30 protein-coding genes, 1 tRNA gene and 2 pseudogenes are annotated in these 25,823 nt (G+C 60.4%); 18 read left to right on the top strand and 15 right to left on the bottom strand.

Annotated features, from left to right (window positions below):
* Positions 1 to 10: 10 nt before the first annotated feature.
* The gene (locus tag L6418_RS10020) at positions 11 to 595 is read left to right on the top strand and encodes a superoxide dismutase (RefSeq protein ID WP_237246781.1); all 585 of its coding nucleotides are present in this window, start codon (positions 11 to 13) and stop codon (positions 593 to 595) included.
* A 49-nt stretch (positions 596 to 644) separates the two neighbouring features.
* On the opposite strand, the gene L6418_RS10015 is transcribed toward L6418_RS10020, so the two are convergent.
* Positions 645 to 1,145, bottom strand: a complete 501-nt coding sequence (locus L6418_RS10015) for a hypothetical protein (protein WP_237246780.1) — start codon at positions 1,143 to 1,145, stop codon at positions 645 to 647.
* Positions 1,146 to 1,296: 151 nt separating this feature from the next.
* Here L6418_RS10015 and L6418_RS10010 point away from each other — a divergent pair, with 151 nt between their 5' ends.
* The 4 genes from L6418_RS10010 (at position 1,297) to L6418_RS09995 (ending at position 4,584) form a co-directional block, all read left to right on the top strand.
* Positions 1,297 to 1,893, top strand: a complete 597-nt coding sequence (locus L6418_RS10010) for a LexA family transcriptional regulator (protein ID WP_237246779.1) — start codon at positions 1,297 to 1,299, stop codon at positions 1,891 to 1,893.
* Between the two features lie 122 nt (positions 1,894 to 2,015).
* Positions 2,016 to 2,804 carry a 3'-5' exonuclease gene (locus L6418_RS10005; RefSeq protein WP_237246778.1) on the top strand — a complete coding sequence of 263 codons (789 nt, stop codon included), beginning with the start codon at positions 2,016 to 2,018 and terminating at the stop codon, positions 2,802 to 2,804.
* Entirely contained in the window at positions 2,801 to 4,102 is a 1,302-nt protein-coding gene (gene rlmD / locus L6418_RS10000) for a 23S rRNA (uracil(1939)-C(5))-methyltransferase RlmD (RefSeq protein WP_237246777.1), read from the top strand. Before L6418_RS10005 ends, rlmD begins: the two co-directional genes overlap by 4 nt.
* Positions 4,103 to 4,119: 17 nt before the next feature.
* Positions 4,120 to 4,584 (top strand): rhodanese-like domain-containing protein, encoded by a 465-nt coding sequence (locus tag L6418_RS09995; RefSeq protein ID WP_237246776.1) that lies wholly within the window; start codon positions 4,120 to 4,122, stop codon positions 4,582 to 4,584.
* A 9-nt stretch (positions 4,585 to 4,593) separates the two neighbouring features.
* Here L6418_RS09995 and L6418_RS09990 read toward each other — a convergent pair whose 3' ends face one another.
* Positions 4,594 to 4,944 carry a HopJ type III effector protein gene (locus L6418_RS09990; RefSeq protein WP_237246775.1) on the bottom strand — a complete coding sequence of 117 codons (351 nt, stop codon included), beginning with the start codon at positions 4,942 to 4,944 and terminating at the stop codon, positions 4,594 to 4,596.
* 68 nt (positions 4,945 to 5,012) lie between these two features.
* A complete protein-coding gene (locus L6418_RS09985; protein ID WP_237246774.1) occupies positions 5,013 to 5,702 on the bottom strand; it encodes a Bax inhibitor-1/YccA family protein in 690 nt (229 codons plus the stop codon).
* A gap of 216 nt (positions 5,703 to 5,918) precedes the next feature.
* Here L6418_RS09985 and L6418_RS09980 point away from each other — a divergent pair.
* From L6418_RS09980 to L6418_RS09970, 3 genes are all read left to right on the top strand, one after another.
* Positions 5,919 to 6,008, top strand: a tRNA-Ser gene (locus L6418_RS09980).
* Positions 6,009 to 6,079: 71 nt separating this feature from the next.
* Positions 6,080 to 6,616, top strand: coding sequence for a YfaZ family outer membrane protein (locus L6418_RS09975; protein WP_237246773.1), 537 nt, complete (start codon positions 6,080 to 6,082; stop codon positions 6,614 to 6,616).
* Between the two features lie 16 nt (positions 6,617 to 6,632).
* Positions 6,633 to 6,935, top strand: coding sequence for a hypothetical protein (locus L6418_RS09970; protein ID WP_237246772.1), 303 nt, complete (start codon positions 6,633 to 6,635; stop codon positions 6,933 to 6,935).
* A gap of 18 nt (positions 6,936 to 6,953) precedes the next feature.
* Here L6418_RS09970 and feoB read toward each other — a convergent pair whose 3' ends face one another.
* Both feoB and L6418_RS09960 read right to left on the bottom strand, forming a co-directional pair.
* Positions 6,954 to 8,741 carry a ferrous iron transport protein B gene (feoB, locus tag L6418_RS09965; protein WP_237246771.1) on the bottom strand — a complete coding sequence of 596 codons (1,788 nt, stop codon included), beginning with the start codon at positions 8,739 to 8,741 and terminating at the stop codon, positions 6,954 to 6,956.
* Positions 8,738 to 8,971, bottom strand: a complete 234-nt coding sequence (locus L6418_RS09960) for a FeoA family protein (RefSeq protein ID WP_237246770.1) — start codon at positions 8,969 to 8,971, stop codon at positions 8,738 to 8,740. Before L6418_RS09960 ends, feoB begins: the two co-directional genes overlap by 4 nt.
* A gap of 109 nt (positions 8,972 to 9,080) precedes the next feature.
* Here L6418_RS09960 and dapA point away from each other — a divergent pair, with 109 nt between their 5' ends.
* Genes dapA through L6418_RS09945 form a run of 3 tightly spaced genes read left to right on the top strand, consistent with a single transcriptional unit; the run spans position 9,081 to position 11,405 of the window.
* Positions 9,081 to 9,956 (top strand): 4-hydroxy-tetrahydrodipicolinate synthase, encoded by an 876-nt coding sequence (gene dapA / locus L6418_RS09955; RefSeq protein ID WP_237246769.1) that lies wholly within the window; start codon positions 9,081 to 9,083, stop codon positions 9,954 to 9,956.
* A gap of 11 nt (positions 9,957 to 9,967) precedes the next feature.
* Complete coding sequence (bamC, locus tag L6418_RS09950) at positions 9,968 to 10,663, top strand: outer membrane protein assembly factor BamC (RefSeq protein WP_237246768.1); 696 nt, start codon at positions 9,968 to 9,970, stop codon at positions 10,661 to 10,663.
* Positions 10,641 to 11,405 carry an MBL fold metallo-hydrolase gene (locus tag L6418_RS09945; RefSeq protein WP_237246767.1) on the top strand — a complete coding sequence of 255 codons (765 nt, stop codon included), beginning with the start codon at positions 10,641 to 10,643 and terminating at the stop codon, positions 11,403 to 11,405. Before bamC ends, L6418_RS09945 begins: the two co-directional genes overlap by 23 nt.
* Before the next feature lie 67 nt (positions 11,406 to 11,472).
* Here the strand turns inward: L6418_RS09945 and L6418_RS09940 are convergent, their stop codons facing one another.
* The 3 genes from L6418_RS09940 to L6418_RS09930 form a co-directional block, all read right to left on the bottom strand.
* A complete protein-coding gene (locus L6418_RS09940) occupies positions 11,473 to 11,661 on the bottom strand; it encodes a hypothetical protein (protein WP_237246766.1) in 189 nt (62 codons plus the stop codon).
* A gap of 132 nt (positions 11,662 to 11,793) precedes the next feature.
* Entirely contained in the window at positions 11,794 to 12,285 is a 492-nt protein-coding gene (locus tag L6418_RS09935) for a hypothetical protein (RefSeq protein ID WP_237246765.1), read from the bottom strand.
* An 18-nt stretch (positions 12,286 to 12,303) separates the two neighbouring features.
* Positions 12,304 to 13,437, bottom strand: a complete 1,134-nt coding sequence (locus L6418_RS09930; RefSeq protein ID WP_237246764.1) for a cupin domain-containing protein — start codon at positions 13,435 to 13,437, stop codon at positions 12,304 to 12,306.
* A gap of 75 nt (positions 13,438 to 13,512) precedes the next feature.
* Here L6418_RS09930 and L6418_RS09925 point away from each other — a divergent pair.
* Both L6418_RS09925 and L6418_RS09920 read left to right on the top strand, forming a co-directional pair.
* Positions 13,513 to 13,983: pseudogene (locus L6418_RS09925) on the top strand (peroxiredoxin); the annotation flags it as partial.
* The gene (locus L6418_RS09920; protein ID WP_237246762.1) at positions 13,980 to 14,465 is read left to right on the top strand and encodes a peptidylprolyl isomerase; all 486 of its coding nucleotides are present in this window, start codon (positions 13,980 to 13,982) and stop codon (positions 14,463 to 14,465) included. The pseudogene L6418_RS09925 and the gene L6418_RS09920, both read left to right, overlap by 4 nt.
* 61 nt (positions 14,466 to 14,526) lie before the next feature.
* On the opposite strand, the gene L6418_RS09915 is transcribed toward L6418_RS09920, so the two are convergent.
* Together L6418_RS09915 and L6418_RS09910 are read right to left on the bottom strand one after the other, a co-directional pair.
* Complete coding sequence (locus L6418_RS09915; RefSeq protein WP_237246761.1) at positions 14,527 to 14,946, bottom strand: hypothetical protein; 420 nt, start codon at positions 14,944 to 14,946, stop codon at positions 14,527 to 14,529.
* 55 nt (positions 14,947 to 15,001) lie between these two features.
* Entirely contained in the window at positions 15,002 to 16,075 is a 1,074-nt protein-coding gene (locus L6418_RS09910; protein WP_237246760.1) for a hypothetical protein, read from the bottom strand.
* A gap of 116 nt (positions 16,076 to 16,191) precedes the next feature.
* Between L6418_RS09910 and L6418_RS09905 the strand changes: the two genes are divergently transcribed.
* Positions 16,192 to 16,659 (top strand): hypothetical protein, encoded by a 468-nt coding sequence (locus L6418_RS09905; RefSeq protein WP_237246759.1) that lies wholly within the window; start codon positions 16,192 to 16,194, stop codon positions 16,657 to 16,659.
* Positions 16,660 to 16,681: 22 nt separating this feature from the next.
* Here L6418_RS09905 and L6418_RS09900 read toward each other — a convergent pair whose 3' ends face one another.
* Positions 16,682 to 17,596, bottom strand: coding sequence for a hypothetical protein (locus L6418_RS09900; RefSeq protein WP_237246758.1), 915 nt, complete (start codon positions 17,594 to 17,596; stop codon positions 16,682 to 16,684).
* A 113-nt stretch (positions 17,597 to 17,709) separates the two neighbouring features.
* Between L6418_RS09900 and L6418_RS09895 the strand changes: the two are divergent.
* Positions 17,710 to 18,828: pseudogene (locus L6418_RS09895) on the top strand (PilT/PilU family type 4a pilus ATPase); the annotation flags it as partial.
* 314 nt (positions 18,829 to 19,142) lie between these two features.
* Positions 19,143 to 19,976, top strand: a complete 834-nt coding sequence (locus L6418_RS09890; RefSeq protein WP_237246756.1) for a hypothetical protein — start codon at positions 19,143 to 19,145, stop codon at positions 19,974 to 19,976.
* A 6-nt stretch (positions 19,977 to 19,982) separates the two neighbouring features.
* Here L6418_RS09890 and L6418_RS09885 read toward each other — a convergent pair whose 3' ends face one another.
* A complete protein-coding gene (locus L6418_RS09885) occupies positions 19,983 to 20,669 on the bottom strand; it encodes a DUF2461 domain-containing protein (protein WP_237246755.1) in 687 nt (228 codons plus the stop codon).
* A 309-nt stretch (positions 20,670 to 20,978) separates the two neighbouring features.
* On the opposite strand from L6418_RS09885, the gene L6418_RS09880 reads away from it, so the two are divergent.
* The gene (locus tag L6418_RS09880) at positions 20,979 to 21,464 is read left to right on the top strand and encodes a diguanylate cyclase domain-containing protein (protein WP_237246754.1); all 486 of its coding nucleotides are present in this window, start codon (positions 20,979 to 20,981) and stop codon (positions 21,462 to 21,464) included.
* A 51-nt stretch (positions 21,465 to 21,515) separates the two neighbouring features.
* Here the strand turns inward: L6418_RS09880 and L6418_RS09875 are convergent, their stop codons facing one another.
* The gene (locus L6418_RS09875) at positions 21,516 to 22,694 is read right to left on the bottom strand and encodes an NAD(P)/FAD-dependent oxidoreductase (RefSeq protein ID WP_237246753.1); all 1,179 of its coding nucleotides are present in this window, start codon (positions 22,692 to 22,694) and stop codon (positions 21,516 to 21,518) included.
* Between the two features lie 278 nt (positions 22,695 to 22,972).
* Here L6418_RS09875 and L6418_RS09870 point away from each other — a divergent pair, with 278 nt between their 5' ends.
* On the top strand, positions 22,973 to 23,164 hold the full coding sequence (locus L6418_RS09870; protein ID WP_237246752.1) for a DUF1653 domain-containing protein: 192 nt from the start codon (positions 22,973 to 22,975) through the stop codon (positions 23,162 to 23,164).
* A gap of 41 nt (positions 23,165 to 23,205) precedes the next feature.
* Here the strand turns inward: L6418_RS09870 and L6418_RS09865 are convergent, their stop codons facing one another.
* Both L6418_RS09865 and L6418_RS09860 read right to left on the bottom strand, forming a co-directional pair.
* On the bottom strand, positions 23,206 to 24,693 hold the full coding sequence (locus tag L6418_RS09865; protein WP_237246751.1) for a YdiU family protein: 1,488 nt from the start codon (positions 24,691 to 24,693) through the stop codon (positions 23,206 to 23,208).
* An 833-nt stretch (positions 24,694 to 25,526) separates the two neighbouring features.
* Complete coding sequence (locus tag L6418_RS09860) at positions 25,527 to 25,823, bottom strand: type II toxin-antitoxin system RelE/ParE family toxin (RefSeq protein WP_237246750.1); 297 nt, start codon at positions 25,821 to 25,823, stop codon at positions 25,527 to 25,529.

The following is a 25,823-nucleotide window of genomic DNA, read 5'->3' as shown; positions in this document are numbered from 1 at the left end:
GGAGATTGCCATGGAACACCAGTTGCCCCCGCTGCCTTATGCCAAAGACGCGCTCGTGCCGCACATGTCTGCAGAGACATTCGATTACCACTACTCCAAGCATCATCAGGCCTACGTCACCAACTTGAATAACCTGATCAAGGGTACGGAATTCGAGAACGCCAGCCTTGAGGACATCATCAGGAAATCATCTGGCGGCATCTATAACAATGCGGCGCAGGTTTCCAACCACACCTTCTTCTGGAGCTGCATGAAGCCGAATGGCGGGGGCGCTCCGACGGGTGCGCTGGCTGAGGCCATCAACAAGAAATGGGGTTCGCTGGATGAATTCAAGAAGGCTTTCCAGGCCTCTGCCGTGGGCAACTTCGGTTCCGGCTGGACCTGGCTGGTGAAGAAGGCCGACGGTTCGCTCGATATCGTCAACCTCGGTGCGGCCGGCACGCCGTTGAAGAGCGGCGAGGGCAAGCCAGTGTTGACGGTCGATGTGTGGGAGCACGCCTACTACATCGACTACCGCAACCTGCGTCCCAAGTTCGTCGAGACCTTCCTCAATCACCTGGTGAACTGGGATTTCGCGGCGAAGAACTTCGCGTGATTTTTCCCTGATCGGGATGCAGGATAGCCCGGCCTTGTGCCGGGCTTTTTCATGCCTTGCGCTGGAAGGCTGCTTTGAAGGAGGTCTTCAGCGCAACGCTGCGCAGTTTGATGCGCTGATAGGCGGGCCAGCTGTCCAGATAGGCGTGGATCCGGTTGCGGTAATGCATCACGGCTGCATACAGGCGGGCGAACCAGGCGAGTTGCATCAGCGCCGGCCGGGTGAGGTTGAAGATGCGCGAGAACAGCGCCATGCCGAGCAGTTTGGCCAGCAGGAAGACGCCGCTGCCAATGAGCCAGTGTCCCGCAGCGATCGCGTGCAGGCCGATCAGCTTGGCCGGGATCAGGGTGACAGAGGGCAACAGGAATGCGAACAGTGCCCAGCGCGACGGGAGTGCCGCGATGCGTGCTTCGACTGCATGGATGAAACGGATGGCCCCCAGTCTGGCCATGAGCGCCGCAGTCCAGTCCCAGATGGCTTCTTCGATCAGGAAAACGATGGCGGCGAGCCATGTGAGCGGCATGAGTAGCAGGCGTTTGAATCTTTGCAAGGGATCGTCTCCGTGGAATGCGCGGCATTCTAGCAAGCGATGCCGCGCAGGCTGCATCCATTCTGTCCGGTTCGCCCGTGCGCCTGGATGTATTGACATCAGAACGTTCGTTCTTTAGGATGCGAGAACGTTCGTTCTTGCCGGGGGTGCCATGTCCGATTCAGATCCAAGCGCCAGAGATGCGGAGTATCTGGCCAAATTGCAGGATTACTACGCTTCTTGGAAGAGTATCCCTTCTTATGCCGCGCTGTGCGAGGTGTTCGGCATCGCCTCAAAATCCTGGGTCAAGGCGATCCTAGATAGGCTGGTGAAGGCGGGCTTCCTGGAGCGCACGCCGGATGCCATGCTGATCCCGACGCGCGATTTCTTCGCGCGTCCCTTGGCCGAATCTTCCGTTCCGGCCGGGATGCCGGTCACCGTGAGTGCGACGCAGGGCGATTATTTCGTCATCGACGAGATGCTGATCGAAAAGCCATCCACCACCACGCTGGTGCCGGTGAAAGGCGATTCGATGATCGATGCGGGCATTCACAATGGCGACATCGCCGTGGTCGAGAAGCGCAACATCGCCAGCATCGGCGACATCGTGGTCGCCATCGTGGACAACGAATTCACCCTGAAGACGCTGGACAAGGAACGCGGCCAATACATCCTGCGCCCGGCCAATCCGGCCTATCCGGTGATCCGTCCGCAGGGGTCGCTGGAGATATTCGGTGTGCTGGTCGGCCTGATCCGCAAGTACAAGTAGCGCGTTTCCTCACCCCGCCCGCGTCGGCGGGACGGGTCAAATGCAGTTTCCGCGGGCAATTCGTCTGCGGTTCACGGCCGGGGTTTGCTAAAATCACCCCTCTGTTATTTTGAATGCCTGCCATGAATCCGACCCTGGTTTTTGACATCGAAACCATCCCCGACATCGCCGGGCTGCGTGCGCTGTATGAACTCGACCATGCGGTGGCTGACGCCGAAGTGGCGGAGATGGCGTTCCAGATGCGCCGCCAGAAGACCGGCAGCGATTTTCTGCCGCATCATCTGCAGCGCGTTGCGGCAATCTCCTGCGTGCTGCGCGAAGGCGACAACTTCAAGGTATGGACACTGGGCGAGCCGGATGAGGACGAGGGCAGTCTGATCAAGCGTTTCTTCGACGGCATCGAGAAATATACGCCGCAACTGGTGAGCTGGAACGGCGGCGGCTTCGACCTGCCGGTGTTGCACTATCGCGGCCTCATCCACGGCATCCAGTCGCCGCGTTACTGGGATCAGGGCGAGGACGACAAGGACTTCAAGTGGAACAACTACATCAGCCGCTATCATTCGCGCCATCTCGACCTGATGGACTTGCTGGCGATGTATACCGGCCGCGCCAATGCGCCGCTGGACGAACTGGCCAAGCTGATCGGCTTTCCCGGCAAGCTGGGCATGGACGGCAGCAAGGTGTGGGAAGCCTACCAGCAGGGCAGGCTGGTGGAGATCCGCAACTACTGCGAGACCGACGTGGTCAACACGTATCTGGTGTTCGCGCGCTTCCAGCTGATGCGCGGGCAATTCACCAAGGCGCGCTACGAGCAGGAGCTGGACCTGGTGCGCGACACGTTAGGTAAATCCGATGAAACGCACTGGAAGGAATTCCTGGCGCAGTGGCCTGAAAAGAAATCCGTATGAATCCCGTAATCATTGAATCGCTCGACCACGAAGGTCGCGGCATCGCCCATGCCGATGGGAAGGTGATCTTCATCGAAGGTGCGCTGACCGGCGAACTGGTCACCTATTCCTCATACCGCAAAAAAAACAACTACGAACAGGCAAAGGTCGGGCAGATCCTGAAACAGTCGTTCATGCGCGTGCAGCCGAAGTGTCCGGTCTTCGGTGTGTGCGGCGGCTGCTCCATGCAGCATCTGGATGCGCGTGCGCAAGTGGCCGTCAAGCAGCGTGTGCTGGAAGACAATCTGCAGCGCATCGGCAAGGTCAGGCCAGAAGTCGTACTGCCGCCCATCTACGGCCAGCCCTGGGGCTATCGCCAGCGTGCGCGGCTGTCAGTGCGGCATGTGCTGAAGAAGGACAAGACCCTGGTTGGCTTTCGTGAGCAGAACGGCAAGTATGTGGCCGATATGCAGCACTGCGAGATACTCACGCCGAAGATCGCCAGCCTGCTGCCGCTGCTGGGCGAGCTGAACGAGAAATTCACCGCACGCGACATCATCCCGCAGATCGAAGTGGCGGTCGGCGAGTTCGTCGATGTGCTGGTGCTGCGCATCCTTGCTGCGCTCTCGCCCTCGGATGAAGTGCTGATCAGGGAGTTTGCCGACAAGCACAGCGTGCAGTTCTGGACGCAGACCAAGGGGCCGGAAACGGTTGCCCCGTTCTACCCGCTGGACGCGCCGAAGCTGAGCTACAGCCTGCCGGAATTCGGCATCACCATGCCGTTTGCGCCAACCGAGTTTACCCAGGTGAACAGCGACATGAACCGCCTGATGATCAGTCGCGCAATGCGCCTGCTGGCGCCGCAAGCCGGTGAACGCATCGCTGATTTCTTCTGCGGACTGGGCAACTTCACCTTGCCCATCGCGCGTAGCGGTGCGCAAGTGCTGGGTGTGGAGGGCAGCGATGCATTGGTGAAGCGAGCCAGGCAGAATGCAGAATACAACGGCCTTGCCGCCAATACGACATTCCAGATGATGAACCTGTTCGAGATGGATGAAGCCGTTCTGGCGAAGTCAGGCCGTTTCGACAAGTGGCTGGTCGATCCGCCTCGCGATGGTGCAATCGAGCTGATGAAGTCCATCAGCGACGAAACTGCTCCCGGGCGCATCGTCTATGTCTCGTGCAATCCTGCCACGCTGGCGCGCGATGCCGAGGTGCTGGTGCATGTGAAAGGCTACAAGCTCAAGTCGGCCGGCGTGATGAACATGTTTCCGCAGACTTCGCATGTGGAGTCGATCGCGGTGTTTGCTCTGGAATAGCGGGAAGGGGGCTGGGGATGGAGCGATACGACGATCTGGTTGCCGAGGCGCTCACGCGCGTAAAAGAGATCATGCCGTGGGACCTGAGCAGGGCGCTGGCGGCAGGCAGCAGACCGATCCTGCTCGACGTGCGCGAACCGTCCGAATTCGACCTGTTGCGCATTCCCGGCTCGATCAATGTGCCGCGCGGCGTGCTGGAGCAGTCCTGCGAGTGGGACTACGACGAGACGGTGCCGGAGCTGGCGAACGGACGCGAGCGGGAGATCGTGGTCATCTGCCGTTCCGGCAAGCGTTCGGTGCTGGCCGCCGATATGCTGCAGCGGATGGGTTACACCAATGTGGTTTCGCTCAAGACCGGCGTGCGCGGCTGGAGTGATTACGAACAGCCGCTGACGAATGCGAAAGGCGAAGAGCTGGATGCGGACGACGGCGACGAACTGCTGGCACCGCGCGTGAAACCTGAGCAGCGCAAACCCAAATAGCGAATCCGGTCAGGATTTCTTCGGTGTCAGCGCGTCGCCGCCGAATTCGATCCCGGCCCAGCCGGTCTTGATGAAATTGCGGATGTTCTGGTGATCGCTGCCGTCCGGATGCTTGAGCACGTCATCGCGGTAATATTTGCCGAAGCAGTGCAAAGTCTGCTGTTGCGGCAGGCCGTGCAGGCGGGCGAACGAGAACAGCTTGCATGAACCGTTGTTCTGTCCGGCCGCGTTGTTCAGCTGGCCGTTCCTGAAAGCAGTCGGGATGAAGTCGTAATGCGCATCGATGATGGCCATCGTTTCATCGAATGTGACGTTCTCGGGGGCGGTGCTCAGGCGTTGCAAAAAAGATTCCAGTTCCATCGTTCCAGTTCCGGTGTGCAGTAAAAAGGCGGCTTGCGCCGCCTTTTTTATTCCAGGGACATTTTCGCCTATTCGCGCTCGCCGCTGAATGCCATCAGCAGGCTGAGCAGGTTGACGAACAGGTTGTAGATGTCCAGATACAGGGCCAGCGTGGCCATCACGTAGTTGGTTTCTCCGCCGTGCACGATCTGGCTCACGTCGAACAGGATGTAAGCGGAGAAGATCATCACGGCGATGGCGGAGATGGTCAGGCTGAGCGCCGGGATCTGGAAGAACATGTTGGCCAGCGAGGCGACGATCAGCAGGATCACGCCGATGAACAGGAATTTGCCCAGGAAGCTGAAATCGCGCTTGGTCGTCGTGGCGATGGTGGCCAGCGAGAAGAAGATGATGCTGGTTCCGCCGGCGGCCATGCCGACCAGCTGGGCGCCATTCTTCAGGTGCAGCGCAACTTGCAGGATGGGGCCGAGGAAGACGCCCGCCACGAAAGTGAAGCCGAGCAGGGCGACGATGCCCCATACGCTATTGCGCAGGGCTGTCACGGCGAACAGCAGCCCCATCATCGCGCCGAACATCAGCAGCGAGGACATGATCGGGTGTTGCGCCATGAAAGAGAAATTGATCGAGGTGCCGACGAAAGCGCCGATGATCGTCGGGATCATGGTCAGTGCGAGCATCAGGTAGGTGTTGCGCAGAACCTTGTTTTGTTCGGCGGCAAGCGTCGTGCCTTGTGTCACGGAAGTGGTTTCGTATTGCATATTTTCCTCCTAAGAAAACGAGTCTGTTCCAGCGGTAATGGGCAATATCCCCCGCAGCGGGCGTGAGACTACAGAAGCGGTGTAAAAGTTGCAACCATGCTCGTTGGGGATGCAGGGTATTTCAGGTATCATGCGCGGCATTGCGTGCAGGCTGTTCGTGGTTCAGGGGAACTTTCGAGTGAAAACAGAACCGTAGGTCGGCACCTTGTGGATTTTGGAGGTGTGGCAGAGCGGTTGAATGCACCAGTCTTGAAAACTGGCAACGATGCGAGTCGTTCGTGAGTTCGAATCTCACCGCCTCCGCCAAAATCGAATCATTTTGTTGTAATCGTTCAGGAGTGAAAACTATGTTGCGCAAAATCGTGGCAGTTTCTTTGATGTCTGTGACTACTCTGGCGGCGGCGGATACGCTGGACGCCGGTTTGAGCAATTCGACGGCGCAGTTCAAATATGGCGTCCCCAGCGGAATTGCCGGCAAATCCGAGATGTATGGCGAGTTGATGTACAACAATCTCAACAGCCTGGTCGGTGGTGTAGGGCTGCTGGTGGCGAATGACGAACTGAAAGTGCCTGGACTGACCATCGGCGTCGGCGCCAAGGCTGTTGTTGCCACGATGAGGGAAACGCCGACCAGGACGAACGCCTCTGCGGTTGCCCTGGGTGCGCAGGTTCGCTATGAACTGCCGGTCGAGCGCCGTGTCGCCTTCGCTGGCGAGTTCTACTTCGGGCCGGACATCACGACCTTCGGGGATGCCAAGCAGTATCAGCAATACGGTGCACGTGCCGAGTTCTCGGTCTCTCCTCAGGTGCAAGTCTATGCCGGATATCGCAGGGTGCAGTTCACCATGAAGACAACCAATGTCGATGTGACCCCGATCAACGGGCCGGTCGTCGGCGTGCAACTCTCGTTCTGATGAATGAACTGACGCCATGCTGAAGCGATATCTGGTTTTCGCGGTATTGCTTTCGATGACATCCTGGGCTCAGGCCAAGGATGTCTCGGCGCAGCAAGTCGGTGTGGAATACGCACGCGGCAACCTGGACAAGGCCGAAGCCGAACACAAGGATAATCTGAGGCGGGTGGCCGACTCCGAGGAGCGCCTGGCGGAAGCACAGAAGCGTCTGGCCGAAGACCGCCAGAAAGCGGAAGCCTCGAAAAAGAGCCTGGACGAGGCCAGGGCGAAATACACAAGAGCACAAGAGCTGCTCGATCAGGCCTGGAAACAGCCGTAGATCCCGTTTGACGCGTGCTCAATAACCCAGCGCGCGCGCTCCCTGATAGAAAATGAAGCTGACAGTCCATGCCAGCACCAGCGACCATGCGAGAACGAACAGCGTGTAACGCGTATCTTTGGATTCGCTGCGCAAGGTGGCGACGGCAGAGAGACATGGCGTATAGATCAGCGTGAACAGCATGAAGCTGTAAGCCTGCACCCAATCCAGCTGTTGCCCCAATGCGCCGCCCAGCGCGTCCCCGCTCAAACCGTAGATCACCGACAGCGAACCGATAACGATCTCTTTCGCCACGAAACCGAAGATCAGCGCGATGGTGAGCTGGTCGTTGATGCCGACAGGCGTAAAGATGGGGTGCAGCACGCCGCCTATCATCCCGGCCAGCGTGCCGGCACTGGCGGGGGCGGCGGAAGGCGGCAGGTGGGTTAGCAGCCAAACCAGCACCACTCCCGCGATGATGAACTGCGTGGCGCGGCGCAAGAAATGCTTCACTTCCAGCCAGCCGCGCAGCAGCATCTGGCGCACGGTTGGAAATCGATAGGGCGGCAGTTCCAGCACGAAGGGCTCGTTGCTCTGGAAACTTTTCTTGAACAGCACTGCGGTCAGGATGGCCGTCGCAAAGCTGAACAGATACAGGCTGAACAGTACCACCGGTGCGGCCTTGGGCGAGAACAGTGCGGCGGTGATGAAGACGAACACCTGCAGGCGAGCCGAACACAGCGAGAACGGGATCACCAGCATGGTGAGCAGGCGCAGGCTGCGCGAGCGCATCACGCGTGTGCCCATCAGCGCAGGCACGTTGCAGCCAAAACCCATCAGCAGCATGACGAAGCCGCGTCCGTCCAGTCCCATCTTCGCCATCAACGCATCCATCAGGAAGGCGGCGCGCGACAGGTAGCCGCTGTCTTCCACCATCGCCATGAACAGGAAGAACAGGATGATGATGGGCACAAAGGCGGCCACCGTTGCGACACCGTTATAGATGCCATCCAGCAACAGGCCGGATAGCCAGGCGGGCAGGCCGGATAGCATGGGATCGAGCGCGGCGGTGCGGAACCAGCCGAGCAGGTCGCCAACCCCCGCCTGCAGCGGTTGGCCGAGCAGGAAGATGCCCTGGAACAGCAGGTACATGATGCCGAAGAAGATGGGCAGTCCCAGCCATGGATGCAGCATCAGGCGGTCGAGCCTGTCCGAAAGATTCTCCGGCAGTTGTGCCGGAACCTGCACGGCGTGCTGCAGCACGCGGGCCATCTCCGCTTCGAGGTGTTCGTCCTGTTCCAGCTGGCTGCGCAGCTCTTCCGCCATGCCGGGGGTGGGATAACGCAATGCCTTGGTGATGGCCTGCAGCGCTTCCTGGTAGCCGGTGCCGTATTTCCCGCTGAGCAGGAAGATCGGGATGCCCAGCATCTCGGTCATCTTTCTGCTGTCAATGGTGATGCCGTATTTTTTCGCCTCGTCCGCCATGTTGAGCAACACCACGATGTTCATGTCGAGCTGCTTCAGTTGCAGCAGCAGGCTCATCTGGCGCTCGATCTGCGTCGCATTGAGGATGACCAGCGCGAGGTCGGGCACGTTGTCGTGCAGGAAGTGGCGCACCACCTGCTCGTCGTCGGAAAAGCCGTGCAGGTCATAGATGCCCGGCAGGTCGATGATCTCCACCATGTCGCCGCCCAGCAGGATGCGCCCGCTGAGCAGCTCGACCGTGATGCCCGGCCAGTTGCCGACCCGCGCTGCGCCGCCGGTCATGCGGTTGAACAGGGTCGACTTGCCGGTATTGGGCATGCCCAGCAGCGCGATGCGTTTCATGCGCGGCACACCGTGATTTTCGCCGCCTCATTGCGGCGCAGCAGGATGTCGGTGGTGCCGATGCGCACTTGCAGCGGCCCGGAAAAGCTGGCCTTGCGGATCAGCTCAAGATGTTTGCCACTGCGGAAACCCAGGGCCTGAAGGCGCTGGTGCAGTGCTTCTTCGGCTTGGATGGAGACGATGGTGGCGGCATCGCCGGGTTGCAGGTGGGCCAGGGTGAGTGATGACATGGTCGAATGGATTCCAGTTGCTTGCATTATTCCACAGGGGCGCGGCTCTTGTCGCGTAAGGCGGGGGGATTGAGGTAGAATGCAGCCTTTATTTTTGTGGCAAGCGAACATGATCAAGGGAAGTCTCGTAGCGATCGTCACGCCGATGCAAGAGGATGGCAGCCTGGACATGGCGGCCTTCCGCGCGTTGATCGATTTTCACATCGCCGAAGGTACCGATGCCATCGTGGTGGTCGGCACGACCGGCGAATCCCCCACTGTCGACGTGGAGGAGCACGAATTGCTCATCGCCGAAGCGGTGAAACACTCGGCCGGGCGCATCCCCGTCATTGCAGGCACGGGGGCGAACTCCACCAAGGAAGCCATCGAACTGGCCACCTTCTCGAAAAAAGCGGGCGCCGATGCGTCTCTGACCGTGGTGCCTTACTACAACAAGCCTACGCAGGAAGGCCTGTACCAGCACTTCAAGGCCATCGCCGAAGCGGTGGACATGCCGCACATCCTGTACAACGTGCCGGGGCGTACCGGCGCCGACCTGGGCAACGACACCGTGCTGCGCCTGGCGCAGATCAGGAACATCGTCGGCATCAAGGATGCGACAGGCGGTATCGATCGCGGCAGCGACCTGCTGCAGCGCGCTCCCAAGGATTTCGCCATCTATAGCGGTGACGATGCGAGCACGCTGGCCCTGATGCTGCTGGGGGCGCACGGCACCATTTCCGTGACCGCCAACGTCGCGCCCAGGCTGATGCATGAGATGTGCATGGCGGCATTGAATGGCGAGGTGGCCAAGGCGCGCGAGATCAATTTCCGCCTGCTCGGCTTGCATCGCCAGTTGTTCGTCGAGCCCAACCCGATTCCGGTGAAATGGGCGGTGGCGCGTCTGGGCAAGATGAAGAATGTCCTGCGCCTGCCGCTGACCCCGCTTACCGCGGCAGCGCAGCCGGTGGTGGAGGCGGCCATGCGCCAGGCCGGTGTCATATGATAGGGAAAAACATGAAGTTAAGGCATGTCGTATTAGGGTTCTTCGCCGCATCCATGTTCGCCGGATGCAGCGTGTTCGAACAGAAGCCGGTGGACTACAAGGCGGGCGCAGTGCAGCTTCCGCCGCTGGAAGTGCCGCCCGACCTGACAGTTCCCGAAACCGAACAGCGCTATGTAATTCCAGGCTCTGACGGAACGAAGGTTGCCAGCTATTCCGAATATGCACAGAAGAAGATGGAGCAGCCGTGCGTGGGGACTGCCAGTGCGCCTGCTGCGGCGGCCACGCTTGCGGCAAGCGCCCCCGCAGCGGCCAACCCGGCGCCGGCAGCCGTCGCGCCAACAGCCAGCTTGAAGGAAGGCAACGGCACCAAGAGCATCCAGCTGGGTGAGCCGTTCGATCGCAGCTGGCGCCGGGTTGGCCTGGCGCTGGATCATGCACGACTCGCCACAACGGACAAGGACCGGAGCAAGGGTATCTACTTCGTTGCCGCCGTTTCCGGCAAGGATGACAAGAAGAAGCAAGCCGACTACCAGGTCGTCGTGCGCGAGAACGCCGAAGGCAGCGAAGTCACGGTGGTCGACCAGAGCGGGAAGAGCAGCGCAGAAACGACGCAACTCGTAGAAACCATATTCCAGAACCTGGACAAGAACAATGGCGGCGACGCAAGCCGCCCTTCCCGCGGGGATGCGGTTCGCCCTGCTCGGTAGCGGCAGCGAGGGCAATGCCCTCGTGGTGCAAGCCGGCCAGACGCGCGTCCTGCTCGACTGCGGTTTCTCCCTGAGCGAGACGGTTGCCCGGCTGGAACGGCTCGATTTGCAGGCCGAACAGCTGGACGGCATCGTGGTCACGCACGAGCACGGCGACCACATCTCCGGTGTCGCCAGGCTGGCACGCAAATTCGACCTTCCCGTCTGGCTTACCCACGGTACTTTGCGCACGCAAGGACAGGCATTCTCCGGCCTGTCCGTGACCGAGATCAGTCCGCACCTGCAATTCGCCATCGGCGATGTGCAGGTGCAGCCCTATCCGGTGCCGCATGATGCGGCGGAGCCGGTGCAATATGTGTTCAGCGACGGCGCCCGCAGGCTGGGCGTGCTGACCGATGTCGGCAGCACGACGCCGCATATCGAAACGACGCTGAGCGGTTGCCATGCGCTGGTGCTGGAGTGCAATCACGATGCAGCCATGCTGGCCGAGGGGGATTATCCCTACAGCCTGAAGCAGCGCGTGGGCGGCCGCTTCGGCCACCTCAACAACGACGATGCCGCAGCATTGCTGGGGCGCCTGGACAACAGCCGCCTGCAGCACATCGTCGCAGCGCACCTGAGCCGCAAGAATAATGCAGTCGAATTGGCGGTGACGGCGCTGAGCGGAGTGCTTGGTTGCACGCCGGGCGAGATTGCCGTGGCAAGTCAGGAGCAGGGGCTGGACTGGTGCGAGATCGTCTGAGTCCGGTGGGAAAGGAAAACAAAAAGCCGGCTTGCGCCGGCTTTTTTTATCAAGCGTGTTCGGCTTGTTACTTCGCGGCCGGAGCAGCAGCGGCTGGCTCGGAAGCAGCAGGAGCGGCAGCAGGAGCAGAAGCGGCTTCAGCAGCAGGAGCGGCAGCGGCCGGAGCAGCAGCGGGAGCGGCAGGAGCAGCGGCTTCCTTGCCACAAGCAGACAGAGACAGAGCCAGCAGGGCGGCGATCAGAGCAGAGAATTTCATTTTATTTCCTTCAATATGAGATGAGTTTAGGGAGTGTCAGAGTTGTTTCATATCCGTCGCTACAGCCTCCCCCGTTGCGAAAGACGCGGCATTCTATCAATTCTTCCGGAAATTGCTAGGCCTGTAATGGCGTTAAAGGCCTAGCGTGGTACCGGAAGCGCAGGGATGGGACGAGGCCCACATCTCGTGGAAACGCGAATTCAGGCGGCGCGCCTCTTCCGGATCGTGCATGGCCAGCAGGCCGCGCGTATCGTCAAAATGGTAGCGGCGCACATAATGCGCGTCGTCGGCGACGGCGAATGGCTCGGAAATGTGCTGCAGGCTCTGTGGCGTCTGGTAGATATACATGCTGTGGCCGAACTGCCGCAGCAACATCATCATGCGCGGGCAGTAGCGGATCAGGTGCTGCGGATCATGCGCCAGCAGGTTCAGGCGGTTGATCGCACTGGCCAGCAGAAAGCGGCGCAAGGTGTCGTAACGGGCTTCGGAATTGAAGCCGATTTCCTCGAAATTCTGCTCGAAGATGTTCAGGGTGTGCTGCGCGGATGCGCACACCGTATCCAGTGCCGCGATGTAATCCGCCACGCCGTCGAACTGGGTATGTTGCAAGGTATCGTCACTCATGTCTGTCCGTCCCTGAAATTATCTGGTACGCGGCGCCAGATATCCATCCAGATACCATTGGTATAGCAGATCTGCAGCCTCGCGCGTGAGTTTGCAGGAGGGCGGCAGGCGCCTTGCGTCGGCCAGGTCGCGCAGGATGCGATAGCTGCCCTGGCCGACCGGATATGCGTCGCCGTTGATGAAGATGGTATTGCTGTGGCACAGCATCTGGGTCTTGAGATCGAGCACGACACCGCGCTGCAGCAACGCCTGCGCGAAACGCGCTTCGTTCAGGGGCCTGGCGGGTGCATCGAAGAAGATGTGCGATTTGGGTTCCGAGAGGTAACTGCCGAGGAAGTTCGCCACGTCCTCGTCGTCCCATTTCACCTTGCGGATGGCGCGACCAACCTGCTGCAGCATGTCTGCGCCGAGTTCCGAAGGATGTTTCTGCACTTTCAGGTCGGGGTCGGCATAAGTACCCTCGATCTCGATGCGGTCTTGCAGGTAGACGAGGAACTGCTCCGCCAGTTCCTGGTACCACGGCGTGCGGAAGCCGATGGAATAGGTCATGCAGTCGTCTTCGGCGATGCCATTGTGTCCGCAGTGCGGCGGCAGGTACAGCATATCGCCTGCTTCCAGCACCCATTCCTGCTCCACCTTGAAGTTCTGCAGCAGGCGTAATGGCGCCCCTTCCACCAGCGTGCGGTCTTTCTGCGTCGATATCTGCCAGCGCCGATGCCCCAGCCCCTGCAGCAGGAACACATCGTAAGCATCAAAGTGAGGGCCGACTCCGCCGCCCCTGGGGGCGTAGCTCACCATCAGGTCGTCGAGGCGTGCATGCGGGATGAAGTTGAAACGCTGTACGAGTTCGGAGGCCTGCGGCAGGAAGTGATTGATGCCCTGCACTAGCACCGACCATTGGCCTTTTTTCGAAAGCCCTTCGAAATCTGCGGGTTCGAAAGGTTCATGGCGCAATTTCCACTGCTTGCGCTGGTAAGTGACCAGGCGCGCCTGCACATCGTCGCGGCAGGCCAGTTCGACCAACTGCTGCGGACCCAGCAAGCCCTTGAAACCGGGGATGGCCTGGCGGATCAGTAAAGGTTTTTTCTGCCAGTAATCGCGCAAGAATTCGTTGACGCTCAATCCCCCGAGCAGGGCAAGTTTGGTATTCATGCAAGGATTATATTCTCTCGTAAAATCGTTTGGCACAAAATAAAACTCGGTTAGAATGTCCCAAGCAGGAGGGCGGCTATGCCATTACAGGTTGGAACAGAAGCACCTCAATTCGAGCTGGCTGATGCAGACATGCAGATGTTCAGCTTGAACGGGCAGCGCGGCAAGAACGTCGTGCTTTACTTCTATCCCAAGGACGACACGCCTGGATGCACGATGGAGGCGAACGAATTCAGCGATCATATAGACGAGTTCGCCAGGCATGACACCATCGTGGTGGGTGTCAGCCGCGACGATTGCATCAGCCACGCCAGTTTCCGCGACAAGTACGGCCTCTCGGTGCAGTTGCTGTCCGATACCGATGGACGCATCTGCAAGAAATACGGCGTGTTGTACGAGAAGGAAGTGGATGGCCAGAAAAAACTCTCCATCCAGCGCTCCACTTTCATCATCGGGAAAGAGGGCCAGTTGCGCCACGTCTTGTACGGCGTCCATGCCCATGGACATGCCCATGAGATTCTTAAATTGATAAAGGAAATGAAATGAAGATCGAAAAGAACGCCGTTGTCTCGCTGACCTACGAATTGACCGATGCCAGCGGCGCGCTGTTGGAGAAGAATGCCGACCCCATCAGTTACCTGCATGGCGGTTACGACGGTATCTTCCCCATCGTCGAAGAGGCGCTGCACGGCAAAGCCATCGGCGACAAGTTCTCCGTCAGCATGGACCCGGACGATGCGTTCGGCGAATACGAACACGAACTGGTGCGTGCCGAGCCGCGCAGCATGTTCCCCAAGGATGTCGCCGTCGGCATGCAGTTCGAAGGCGGCGCCGAAGGTGACGACGACGAAGACTACATGCTCTATACCGTCACCGAAGTCACCGACGACGAAGTCACCGTGGACGGCAACCACCCGCTTGCCGGCAAGACCCTCATCTTCTCCGGTGTCATCACCGGCGTGCGTCCCGCCACGGCAGAGGAATTGTCGCACGGGCACGTGCACGGCGAAGGCGGCCACCATCACTGAGCGACCGTGCCGCGAATAAAAAGCCCGCTTGAGCGGGCTTTTTTATCGGGCGAACGACGGTTTAATCTTTGCCTTTTTGGGCCGCCAGTATGTGGCACAGATGCTCGTCGTTCGGGTTCAGCGTACAGTATGCCACGGCATCGAACAAGGCCTGGATCTCCTCCAGCGAGAAGCTCGCCAGCAGGCGGTTGGCCAACGCCGTTTGCAGCGGCAGCATGCGCGATTCCCCGTTCGGTAGATTGAAGCGGAAGCCGGCCAGCCGTTTCAGGTCGCCTTCGGTCTCGCTCTGCGCTTCCTGCTCGTCCTCCAGCGTGTTGTAGTATTCCTCGATATCGTCCGACACCAACTCGGGAATCTCCTCGGGGATCGCCACCACCATGCCCATGTTGTCCTCGGGCGCCGTGTAGGGCACGCCGCGCTTTTCCACATAGGACACGAATTTATCGCGCAGTGCGATATCGAAGAAGATGTACTCGATCATGGCAATCCCTTCAGCTGGTTGAGAAAGCCCATCCTGCCGCTCAGGCGGGGTGAAATCAATCCCCCGAAAGGGATAGCCGCTGGCTGATCCAGTCCGCCGCCTGTGCCGTGCCGTCCGGCTGCAGCAGCATGGCCGCAGGCGCGGACCAGAGGCCGAACAGCGCATCCGCGATGTCCCCGCTTTCCATCTGCCTGCGCGGGACTTCCCGGCATACGCCGTGCCGTCCCAGCCATTCGACCAGGGGCGGCGCTTCCGGCCAGCCTTCGCGGCTCACGAACAACACCGGCGTGCCGCTGCAGGCGGCTTCGACGAAGCTGCCATAACCCGGTTTGCACAGCAGCGCATCGCAGCTGGCCAGCAGGTCGTCGAACCCCATCGGCAGCGACTCCAGCACCACGGCATCCGAGCGCCGCACCTGCCAGCTGTCCTGCACCAGCCAGCGCACGCCGTCGATGTGCGGCCAGCCTTCCATCGGCAAGCGGCTGGCGATACCGCCCATGCTCACCAGCACCAGGCGTTCGTCGCGGGAAAGCCGCAGATGGCGGCGCAGATCGTCGCGCCTGTCGTGCCCAATGGCCGCGATGGGGCCGACCGGGACGAGGTTGGGGAGCGTATCCATCGCCATACCCGGTGTGGTGCGCAGGAATGCATCCGCTCCGGCGTAGCAGCCGCGTATCTGCGCCGCAATGGCATCGTCGCCGCAATAGTGGCGGTAGATGTCGAACCAGTTCAGCGAACACAGCGCGGCATTGGCGATGCCTGCACGCTGTGCCCCCGCCAGCGCGAGATAACCTACGTTGGAGAGCACCATGTCCGCACCGAGCTCGCGCAGCAGGCGCGCCTCGTCGGCGACGCGCGCATCCCAGTCGGCATGGAAGGCACGATAGGCGTCCCGGCTCTCCTCGGCACGCACATCCAGCGCCGACGACATCATCATGCCGATGTCGCCCTCGCTGCCCAGCTGCTGGAACGGCGCCTTGATGCGCGATTTCAGGTGCATGGGCGGTACCGCAGAGCGCACTGTGAGGCGCAGCTGCGGCATGCGTTCATGCAGCAGGTTCAGGATGGGAGCGGTCTGTGCGACATGGCCGAAACCGTGGCCGGAGATGGAGACGACGAGATGGGGCATCGAATGCGATCGGGTTATGCAGGTATCAAGGCAGGCATTATAAGGAGAAATCCCGCCGGACCGTTCGGCGAAGCCGGGTGTTGCGCTGCCGACCCGAATTCAAGAGAATAGCCCCCATGGAAAAGACATTAAAGCTCCGGGCATATACAGGCGAGACCAAGAGCGTCGCCACGCAGGCCAGTCTTGCGGAAGAGGAGAAGAAATCCCTTGAGCTCGCCAAAATCAGTGCGCTGCTCGAAGAAGAGCGGAGCAAGTCGCTCGAACACCTGAAGACCATCGTCCAGCTGCGCGAAAGCCTCAAGCAGGAACAGGCCAGATCGGCCGAGCTTGCGAAGAAGATGGCCGAGATGGAAGCCAAGGTGAAGGCACTGGCTGAGCTTGAGGCGGGCGAGATGGCAAAGAAGAACGCGCAGCTTGAAGAAGAGCGGAAGAAATCGCTCGAACTCATGCGTACCGTCGAACAGCACAAGGAAAGCCTCAGGCAGGAACAGGCGAAGTCGGCGGAACTGGAAGCCAAGGCAAAAAACATGGGCGAACTGCTCAGCAAGATATCGAGCTTTGCCGCGATGGCAAAGCCAGGCTAGGGACCGTTCCCCCGGTCCGCCCTCAGATCGCGCAGCTTTCCATCTCCCGCAGCTGCTTCAGGTAATCCTCCACCCGTTCCCGCAGCGTCGCAGGCTGTGTGACGATGTCGTGCGCCAGCGAGAACAGCGGATAGGCGCGCCACTCGAACGGGTGGAACTTCTCCACCATCTGCAAGGTGTGCACGCCCTCGCCGGAGATGTCCGACCACTCGCCGCGCACCAGCTGCCGCCCGAGCGCATGATGATGCGAATCCTCGCTGGTGGCCGTGGTCAGCAGGTCGCCCAGCCCGGCGTAACTGTAGGGAGTATGTGCCTGCCCGCCGAACGACTGCACGATGCCCGACAGTTCGGAGATCGCGGCGACCATCAGGTGGCCGCGCATGTTGTTGCCCAGTTTCAATTCGTCCGATACGCCGAACATGATGGCGTACACGTTCTTCAGGATCACCGACCAGCTGCGACCATGCATGTCCGAGGCCTGCTGGCACACCAGCTTGCCGCCGTGGAACAGGCTCTGGATGATGTCGAAATCGCCCATGTCGGACAGCACCACATCGGCGAAGGCATGCCGCCCCGCCAGAATCTCCGCCGAGATCATCGGGCCGTACACCACGCCGTAGTGACGCCCGCCCGTGAGCACGCGCTCGAAGATCTGTGCCGCGGTCCGCCCCGATTCGTCCAGCCCCTTGGCGATGGTCAGGCACAGGCTGCCCTGCGCCAGATAGGGGGCGATGCGGCTGGCGATCTCGTGGTGCGGATTCACCGGCAGGCAGAACAGGATCACCTGGGCGTCGGCGACCTCTTCCTCCAGCGTCGCATGTCCGCCCTTGACCACGGTGCCCAGGTTCCAGATGCGGACATCATGCCTGTCGGCCACCAGGCTCTCCATGGCATGGCCCATCTTGCCGTAACCCAAAATCAACACGCGCTGCCTCATGTCTGCTCCCCGAACGAGATAGGCGGACGATATCCTAAAAACACAAAACCCGCATCGCGGGCTGCTAAAATGCGCCGCTCATCCCACTGGAACAACCGTAGCGAGGAAATGCGATGTCATCAGGGCTCTCCGACCAGCAGGCATACGAATACATCATCAAACTGCTCACTGCCATGAGCAGGGCAGGGGGCTCCGACCTGTTCATCTCGAACGACTTTCCGCCCAGCATGAAGGCGCACGGCGAGATGACGCCGATGACCTCGCAGAAGCTCAACGGGGCGATCACCCGCCAGCTGGCGTATGCGCTGATGAACGAGGGGCAGCGCGCGGAGTTCGAGAAGGAGATGGAATGCAACTTCGCCATCTCCGTGCCTGGCGTGTCGCGCTTCCGCGTCAACGTGTTCGTGCAGCAGCAGAACGTCGGCATGGTCATCCGCACCATCGCCGCCGAGATCCCGAATTTCGAGAAGCTGGGCCTGCCGGAAGTGCTCAAGGAAGTCATCATGCACAAGCGCGGGCTGGTGCTGGTGGTCGGCGGCACAGGCTCCGGCAAATCCACCTCGCTGGCCGCGATGATCGACCATCGCAACAGCACCTCCAAGGGACATATCATCACCGTCGAGGACCCGGTCGAGTATGTGCACCAGTCCAAGCAGTCGTTGATCACCCACCGCGAAGTGGGCGTGGATACGCACAGCTGGCATCACGCGCTGAAGAACACGCTGCGCCAGGCGCCGGACGTCATCCTCATCGGCGAGATCCGCGATGCCGAGACCATGGAGCACGCCATCGCCTTCGCCGAGACCGGCCACCTGTGCCTGGGTACGCTGCATGCCAACAGCACCAACCAGACCATCGACCGCATCATCAACTTCTTCCCCGAAGAGCGCCGCAACCAGCTGCTGATGGACCTCTCCGCCAACATGCGCGCGCTCATCTCGCAGCGGCTGGTGCGCACCCAGGATGGCAAGGGGCGCAAGGCCGCCATCGAGATCCTGCTCAACACGCCGATCATCGCCGACAAGATATTCAAGGGCGAATTCCATGAGATCAAGGGCATCATGGAAAAATCGCGCGAACTCGGCATGCGTACCTTCGACTGGTCGCTGTTCGAGCTGTACAACGAAGGCTACATCTCCTACGAGGAGGCCATCCGCAACGCCGACTCCGCCAACGAACTGCGCCTGAACATCAAGCTCAAGAGCAAGCGCGGCGAACCGGGCGACGCATCGGGTATCGAGCTGTCGCTGCATGTGCACAAGACGCCGGAGGAGCTGGAAGAAGAACGGAAGAAGGAACTGGCCGCGCAGGAAGAGCACAAGCGCCAGTACGAGGCGGCACAACTGGCCAAGCAGCAGCAGGAAAAACAGCAGCAGGAACTGGCGCAGGCGGAAAAGCCGCAGCAACCTCCCATCGTGCTGGACAAGATCGAGCTGTCGCTGGAGTAGCGGGGATCGCGCGCCCGGGGCGATCCCGGCACGCGCGGGCATGACGATTACTTGTTATCATGTCACCGTCGATCTGCAATATTCAGGGAGCGCAGACAATGAGCCACGAGAACAGCCAACTCGATATTTCAGACCGCCAGCTGCTGCCCCCCGCCTCGCCTAGCGTCTGGACCGAGATCGGCGAGGCAGAGATCACCCACAACATCTTCGGCCGGGCCAAGGTCCGCATCATCCGCAAGCACGACAATGTCCGCCGCGCGCTGTGGCTGGTCGTCATCGTGGCGGTCGCCGCCATCGCCTGGCAAGGCTGGCTCGCCTTCCGTCCGGTCGATGCCTTGCAGAGCGCAGACTCGCTGCCGCATGCCGGCATGGACGAGCGTGAGATGGCGCGGCCCTTCCAGCCCGAGCCGGCGCCCGCCCCCGCCCCCGCACCTGTCGTAGCGCCGCCGATGGAGCGCGTGCCGGCAGTTCCGGCGCAGACCGAAACGATCAAACCAGAGATCGCCAAACCGGAGCTCGTCGCCAGGAGTGCGCCGCAACCGGCATCGGGCGTGCATCCCGCCACTCCGATCCACAGGCCGTTCCCTGTCAGGCCGCCGCTGGCAAGCAAGCCGGCACCGGCCGAGGCCGCCAGCGCATCGATGGTGGAGGCGGCCAGGCCCCTTGCCGCAAGCCAGGTGGCACCGCAACCGGCACAGCCCAGGCAGCCGGGAATGCCCTACGTCGGCTTGCCGCGCAAACCGTTGCCGGCAACGCAATCCGCCGGCGCGGTATCCGCCGTTCCCCGCACTCCGCAACGCGCCGCGCAAGCTGCGGCAAGCAGCCCTGCTGCGGTGGCTCCGCGAGCCGCACCGCAGCCCAGGGACACCTCGATGCAATCGCCGGTCGGTCCGGTTACGGCACCTGCACAGCCCGATTCGTCCAGCTATTAGCCCAGCCTAGAAACGCAATTCCAGCGCCTTGCACAGGAAACTCATGTAGGGCGCTGCCTGCCTGAAACGCTCCACCACCTGCGGACGCAGGTTCTTCGAAGTCGCCGTCGCCTCGCTCAGGCTGGCCAGGCCGATGAAATCCTTGCGCTTCAGGTCTTCCACCAGCGCATGGTTTTTGGCGAACCCGCGCGGCGCGTTGGCCAGCACATCGCCTTCCAGCGTGAAATGGCGGTTGAAGGTCTTGTCATCGCGTGCTGCCACCCAGGCATCGCCGTTCTGCACGATGGCCTCGCGTATCTTGAACAGCGCATCGGCGTCCGGATGCCACAGGCCGATGGCCACGAAACACTCGCCCGGTTCGATGTGCAGGTAATAGCCGGGCGCATGGATGTCCTTGTCCGCCTCGTGGCGGAACTGGATACCGATATTGGTCTTGTACGGCGTCTTGTCGCGGCTGAAGCGCGTATCGCGATGGATGCGCATCAGCGAGCCGCCCACTTTCTTCGGCTGGGCCAGGAAGTGGCGCGAGATCGCCGGCATCTCGTCCGACATGTCGCTGATCAAATCCAGCGCGGGTGTCCGCACGAAATCCTCGTAATCCTGCTGGTGTGCCGCGAACCATTCGCGCTCGTTGTTCTCTGCCAGCGCGGCAAGAAAAGAGAAGGTCTGCTTCGTGAAGTAACGCTCGCTCATGTGTCGGCTCCTTGTCGGTTTGGGACTTTCCTGCAACAGGTTGATTATCGGAATTTTCCGCGTCTCCCGGAATTGCCGGGCACACCCTGATGATCCATCCGATTGGATGTGGTTTTGCTTTATGGTATGGTGATCGCAGGAGGATGTCGATGCACAGCGGTTTTTTCGGATTGTGATCGGTGCTCATAACAATTCAAGGGCAAAGATCGATCGAACGGCTGGTTCTTGAATATGCATTGCAGGGCAGTCACCGGGCGCCACTGGCGCAGTGATCTGCGGTGTAATCGAAACATCCAGGCGGAGGTGCTTATGTCACACGAAGACTTTGAAGCCCGCGACAAATTCCTGTTCACACTGGAATGGCTGCTGGCAGTCACCAAGCGTTACTCCGGCGGGCTGCAGTTCGGCCTCGCCCATATCAATTTCGAAACCTCGCGTCTGCTGGGCGAAACCTACGGCGCGCAAAAAGCGGCACAGAAGCTGGACGAGGTTGCGCATTCCCTGCGCCGCTCCTTCCGCAAGACCGACCTGGTGTCGCGCGAGGGGGCCGATTTCTGGATCCTGCTGCCGTTTGCCCCGGCAGAGGAGAAGCTGCTCGACAAGATCAAGTACATCGTCGATACGGCATCGGAAAGCGGCCTGCAGATCGTGGAGCGCGACATCTCCATCTTCCTGCTGCCCAACGATGCGGCCAAGCTGGACGCCAGTGCCACCGCGCTGGAATTCCTCGCCTACCTGAAGAAGAACCACATCGACCTGGCCAGCAACGAAGTCTCGCTGCCCGCCAGGGAGTAGCCGGCACCGGCGCAAGCCCACCCGTGCATCGGGCCGGAGGCCGCGAGCGGCCTAATCGCTGATGCGCCCCAGCAGGGTCGAACGCGAGTGTTCGGCTTTCTCCGCAATCAGCTGGGTGGCCGCCTCGACCTGTCCCCAGGTGTTCCACAGCAGCACGCCGCGCACGCGGCCGTCGCGCAGGTAGTAGACGACCCCCTTGCGGAACGGCTCCTGCCAGTCCTCGACGATATCGAAAGCGGAATCCAGCTCGCCCACCGCTTCATAGCCCAGATCGAACAAGTCGGAATAGAAGAACGGCTGGTGGCTGTAGATGTCCGATTGTCCGGTCATGTTCCGACCGGCCATCTCGCCCATCACGTTGGCATTGTCTTCATGCTCCACGCGCATGCGCTTGTCCAGCGCGGCGCTGTAGAAGTTCGCCACATCGCCGGCGGCATAGATGTCGAGATTGCTGGTGCGCAGCAACTCGTCGACCACGATGCCGTTGTCCACCTTCAGGCCGGCCTGCTCGGCCAGTTGCGTGTTGGGCTGGATGCCCAGCCCCGCTACCACCCCGTCGGCCACGAGCTGCCGGCCCTTGCCCGTGGTGACGACGACCTTGTCGCCAGACCTGTGCACCGACTTCACCGTTTCGGCAGCGAGCAGCGTCACGCCTTTTTCCTGGTAATAGGCGTTCAGGAACGTTGCCAGGGAGGCCGGATAGACGCGCGAGCCGATGGCGTTGGAGGGAAAAAGCATCGTTACCCGTTTTCCGTTCATGGCCAGTGCCGCGGCGACTTCCGAACCGATGAAACCGCCGCCGATCACCACGAAATCCGTCCCGTGCTCGCTTAGTGAACGCAGCTTGCGGTAGTCTGCCAGTGTCCTGAAGTAGATTACGCTGTCGTCGGCATCCGGCAGGCGCCGTACCGAGCCGCCGGTGGCCAGCAACAGTTTCTCGTAGGTGAAATCGCGGCCGGCATCGTCCGTCACCGTCTTTTCCTCCGCGTCCAGCGCCACCACCTTGCGGCCCAGATGCAGGTCGATATTGAGGCCGTTGAGGCTGCGCCAGATGGTGTCGAACGACTGCGTCTTCCACAGGGATTTGGACAGCGGAGGGCGGTCGTAGGGCGGGTCATGCTCGTCGCTGAACAGCGCGATGGCACCGCCGGGGTCGATGTTGCGGATGCTGCGGATCGCCGAATCGGCCGTCATCCCGCCGCCGACGATGAGATACTTGGAGTGTTTCATGTCCGTTCCTTTCAATCGTCAGGTTTGCGCAAGGCATCTTGCCGGAAGCGCGTCCGCAACCTGCTGCTTCAAAGTACGTGGAGTGAATCACCAACATCACTGATACATCTTACGCCGTTATTCGGGAGATGGCGTATCCGCCAAAATGCCCCTGACGGGAGTGATATATACAACGAAGAGATGGATTTGAGCTTCAGGCCGGAAATGCTGCCGGCAGAGCGGGCGGCGTGAGCCGCAGGCAGTAAAATCCGCGCATTGGAATTTGTCAGGGAGGAGCAATGAAATACCGGCACTACAAGGGAGGCATCTACGAGATCGTCTGCGAAGCGAAGCTGGAGGCCGACCCCAACGTCACCCTGATGATCTACAAATCGGAAGAGGGATTGATCTGGGCGCGCCCCAAGGAGGTGTTCTTTGAGTCGGTGCAGCATGAGGGGCGAACGGTACCGCGTTTCGCGCCGGTTGATTGAAGCGGTGGCGGGGAGGCAAAGCGGGCGCTGATAGTCAGCCTTCAGGTCCCGCAGAAAGTCTGGTAGTTTGCCGTCGCTTCGCGCGTCGCGGGCTGGATGTAAGGATCGTCGTCGGCACGCGTATCGTAGGGGCGGCGCACCTCGGCCAGCAAGCGCTCGAACGGGGCAAGGTCATCGTAATCAGTGGCCGCTTCCAGCGCCTGTTCCACCAGATGATTGCGCGGAATGACCATGGGGTTCACCTTCGCCATCGCCTGCGCACGTTCGCTTCCCGGCACGTTGCCGAACAGCTTGCGCCAACGGGCGAGCCACTCATCCAGTGCGGCGACATGCTCGCCGAACAGGGCACGCAAGGGTGCATCGTTACCCGCGGCAGCTTCGCCCAGACGGCGCCAGCCCAGCGTGAAATCCACTTTGCTGCGCTGCAACAAGCGCAGATACTCGGCCGCCAGCCGGCTTGCCCCGTCTGCACCATCCGGCAATCCCACCTTGCTGCGCAGCAGATCAGACCAGCAGGTCGACAGATGGGATTCATATCTATTGAGGATTGCCGTTGCCAGTTCAGCTGCGCGAGTTTCGTCTTCATCGATCAGCGGCAACAGCGCCTCGGCCAGGCGCGACAGGTTCCAGTGCGCGATGGCGGGCTGGTTGGTCCAGGCATAGCGTCCCTCCTGGTCGATCGAACTGAACACCGTCTCCGGATCGAAATGCTCCATGAACGCACACGGCCCGTAGTCTATGGTCTGGCCCGAGATGGTCATGTTGTCGGTGTTCATCACCCCGTGGATGAAACCCAGCCCCATCCACTGCGCGATCAACTGTGCCTGTCGTTCCACCACCTGTTCCAGCAAGCCGAGATAGCGCTGCGGCTGGCCAGATAGCTGCGGGGCATGGCGCGCGATCGCATGCTCGGCAAGTTGGCCCAGCAATGAGGTATCACGGGCACGCGCTGCATATTCAAAACTGCCCACGCGCAGATGGCTGGCCGCGACACGGGCGAGGATCGCACCGGGCAAGGGCCTTTCGCGGCGGATCACTTCACCCGTCGCCACCGCGGCCAGCACCCGCGTTGTCGGCACGCCCATCACATGCATGGCCTCGGCCACCAGAAACTCGCGCAGCACCGGCCCCACCGCCGCCTTGCCATCCCCGTTGCGCGCAAACGGCGTGGGGCCGGAACCCTTGAACGCCAGATCGAAACGCTGCCCGGAAGGCGCGACGATCTCGCCCAGCAGCAAAGCACGACCATCCCCCAGACGCGGCGAGTAATGACCGAACTGATGCCCGGCATACGCCTGCGCCACCGGCTCGGCCCCCTCGGGAATCTGCTGGCCCGAAAACACCGCAAGCCCGGCATCGCCCCGCAAAGCCTGCGCATCCAGCCCCAGCTCATGCGCCAGTGCCTCGTTGAACTGCAACCAGCGCGGTGCGGGAGCGGGCGCAGGTCGCCAGGGCACACACATGCCGGGCACCTCGCGGGCAAATTGATTATCCAGCTGCAAGCCGGTCTGTGTATCTTGGGTTGGCATGATGTCTATGGTGGGATCGAGCGCAGATTTATCTGCGCATGATCGTACGCCTGTGCTCGGGCAATAAAAATGGGCACGGGTAGTAGGGGTGTTGGGATGCGCTGCTGGTGTAGCCGCAGCAGCGCGGGAAACAGTGGTCTGTCTCTGATTACTCTACCGGTAATCAAATGCGAATCTGACCCCTTTAGCTGTTTTAGTTGTTTCTGATAAATTGCGAGATCGTAGAATTTGCTCTTTCGATCGTCCGATCGTATTCGTTTCTTAGGTTGTGGTCGGTGCTATTCATGAAAACAATGTAACTTTGAAATAGTACTTTAATAGCCATATCAAAACTTGGAATCGCCCTGTACCAGTCGTCCAACTCAATGTGTGCAATGTTCTTATTTCTGTATTCCAGCAGAGCAGAGTGCTGTTGTTGCCACTGGTCAAAAGGTATAGCTATAGGACTTAGCACTTTACTTATAAACTCGTCTCTATTGGATATATTACTTACTCCAGATCGCGACCAGTGCGTCGGATTATCTTCACCATTTGAACCAAACAGACTGCACCATTGAACGACTCCTGAGTCGTGCGCTGAGTTGGCGCAAATTCTCCAGAAGTTATTCTGGAATAGTTCGGTATCCTGATAAACCATAAGTGCCCGATAAGTACCAAGACATCGAGCGGTATTCACGTGCAGGTAATTAATTATTACTCTGGGATCTCCTTGCATCTTGACTCCGCTATTGAGTAAATCTTTGGATTTGCTTCTGCGCGCCGTCAGAAGAACCTAGAGCAACTTCTTCAACTGATAAATCTTCTCCAGGATAATTATAGGTTCCAGGCTCGAATTATTTTTCCGCAAACCTGCTTTCAATATCCATCGCTCCATGCAGAACGCGCACGATGCAAAGTGCATCCCGGTTCTCCTGGAAGAAGATCACATAGTTCCCATAAGCGAATGAGCGGATATTCGTGCCAAGCTCAGGCCTCAGTCGGCAGGCTTTTGGATTGGCGGCGACTTTGGCGCATTGATTGCGCAACTCAACGATGAAGGTAATGGCTCGGTGCGGATTGTCTTGCGCGATGAAATCGCCGATTGCCTCCAGGTCTTGTTCGGCAAGCGGCGAAATCCAAAAGCGCGCCAT

It is taken from the genome of Sideroxyarcus emersonii (assembly GCF_021654335.1).
Taxonomy (GTDB): domain Bacteria; phylum Pseudomonadota; class Gammaproteobacteria; order Burkholderiales; family Gallionellaceae; genus Sideroxyarcus; species Sideroxyarcus emersonii.
Note: the sequence above shows the minus strand (reverse complement) of the source record. Positions and strands in the feature narration are given on the sequence as shown.

Excerpts from the sequence above, each read along its gene's own strand:
- L6418_RS10020 (WP_237246781.1), top strand. The coding sequence starts at position 11 with ATGGAACACCAGTTGCCCCCGCTGCCTTATGCCAAAGACGCGCTCGTG.
- L6418_RS10010 (WP_237246779.1), top strand. The coding sequence starts at position 1,297 with ATGTCCGATTCAGATCCAAGCGCCAGAGATGCGGAGTATCTGGCCAAA.
- L6418_RS10005 (WP_237246778.1), top strand. The coding sequence starts at position 2,016 with ATGAATCCGACCCTGGTTTTTGACATCGAAACCATCCCCGACATCGCC.
- rlmD (WP_237246777.1), top strand. The coding sequence starts at position 2,801 with ATGAATCCCGTAATCATTGAATCGCTCGACCACGAAGGTCGCGGCATC.
- L6418_RS09995 (WP_237246776.1), top strand. The coding sequence starts at position 4,120 with ATGGAGCGATACGACGATCTGGTTGCCGAGGCGCTCACGCGCGTAAAA.
- L6418_RS09990 (WP_237246775.1), bottom strand. The coding sequence starts at position 4,944 with ATGGAACTGGAATCTTTTTTGCAACGCCTGAGCACCGCCCCCGAGAAC.
- L6418_RS09985 (WP_237246774.1), bottom strand. The coding sequence starts at position 5,702 with ATGCAATACGAAACCACTTCCGTGACACAAGGCACGACGCTTGCCGCC.
- L6418_RS09975 (WP_237246773.1), top strand. The coding sequence starts at position 6,080 with ATGTCTGTGACTACTCTGGCGGCGGCGGATACGCTGGACGCCGGTTTG.
- L6418_RS09970 (WP_237246772.1), top strand. The coding sequence starts at position 6,633 with ATGCTGAAGCGATATCTGGTTTTCGCGGTATTGCTTTCGATGACATCC.
- feoB (WP_237246771.1), bottom strand. The coding sequence starts at position 8,741 with ATGAAACGCATCGCGCTGCTGGGCATGCCCAATACCGGCAAGTCGACC.
- L6418_RS09960 (WP_237246770.1), bottom strand. The coding sequence starts at position 8,971 with ATGTCATCACTCACCCTGGCCCACCTGCAACCCGGCGATGCCGCCACC.
- dapA (WP_237246769.1), top strand. The coding sequence starts at position 9,081 with ATGATCAAGGGAAGTCTCGTAGCGATCGTCACGCCGATGCAAGAGGAT.
- bamC (WP_237246768.1), top strand. The coding sequence starts at position 9,968 with ATGAAGTTAAGGCATGTCGTATTAGGGTTCTTCGCCGCATCCATGTTC.
- L6418_RS09945 (WP_237246767.1), top strand. The coding sequence starts at position 10,641 with ATGCGGTTCGCCCTGCTCGGTAGCGGCAGCGAGGGCAATGCCCTCGTG.
- L6418_RS09940 (WP_237246766.1), bottom strand. The coding sequence starts at position 11,661 with ATGAAATTCTCTGCTCTGATCGCCGCCCTGCTGGCTCTGTCTCTGTCT.
- L6418_RS09935 (WP_237246765.1), bottom strand. The coding sequence starts at position 12,285 with ATGAGTGACGATACCTTGCAACATACCCAGTTCGACGGCGTGGCGGAT.
- L6418_RS09930 (WP_237246764.1), bottom strand. The coding sequence starts at position 13,437 with ATGAATACCAAACTTGCCCTGCTCGGGGGATTGAGCGTCAACGAATTC.
- L6418_RS09920 (WP_237246762.1), top strand. The coding sequence starts at position 13,980 with ATGAAGATCGAAAAGAACGCCGTTGTCTCGCTGACCTACGAATTGACC.
- L6418_RS09915 (WP_237246761.1), bottom strand. The coding sequence starts at position 14,946 with ATGATCGAGTACATCTTCTTCGATATCGCACTGCGCGATAAATTCGTG.
- L6418_RS09910 (WP_237246760.1), bottom strand. The coding sequence starts at position 16,075 with ATGCCCCATCTCGTCGTCTCCATCTCCGGCCACGGTTTCGGCCATGTC.
- L6418_RS09905 (WP_237246759.1), top strand. The coding sequence starts at position 16,192 with ATGGAAAAGACATTAAAGCTCCGGGCATATACAGGCGAGACCAAGAGC.
- L6418_RS09900 (WP_237246758.1), bottom strand. The coding sequence starts at position 17,596 with ATGAGGCAGCGCGTGTTGATTTTGGGTTACGGCAAGATGGGCCATGCC.
- L6418_RS09890 (WP_237246756.1), top strand. The coding sequence starts at position 19,143 with ATGAGCCACGAGAACAGCCAACTCGATATTTCAGACCGCCAGCTGCTG.
- L6418_RS09885 (WP_237246755.1), bottom strand. The coding sequence starts at position 20,669 with ATGAGCGAGCGTTACTTCACGAAGCAGACCTTCTCTTTTCTTGCCGCG.
- L6418_RS09880 (WP_237246754.1), top strand. The coding sequence starts at position 20,979 with ATGTCACACGAAGACTTTGAAGCCCGCGACAAATTCCTGTTCACACTG.
- L6418_RS09875 (WP_237246753.1), bottom strand. The coding sequence starts at position 22,694 with ATGAAACACTCCAAGTATCTCATCGTCGGCGGCGGGATGACGGCCGAT.
- L6418_RS09870 (WP_237246752.1), top strand. The coding sequence starts at position 22,973 with ATGAAATACCGGCACTACAAGGGAGGCATCTACGAGATCGTCTGCGAA.
- L6418_RS09865 (WP_237246751.1), bottom strand. The coding sequence starts at position 24,693 with ATGCCAACCCAAGATACACAGACCGGCTTGCAGCTGGATAATCAATTT.
- L6418_RS09860 (WP_237246750.1), bottom strand. The coding sequence starts at position 25,823 with ATGGCGCGCTTTTGGATTTCGCCGCTTGCCGAACAAGACCTGGAGGCA.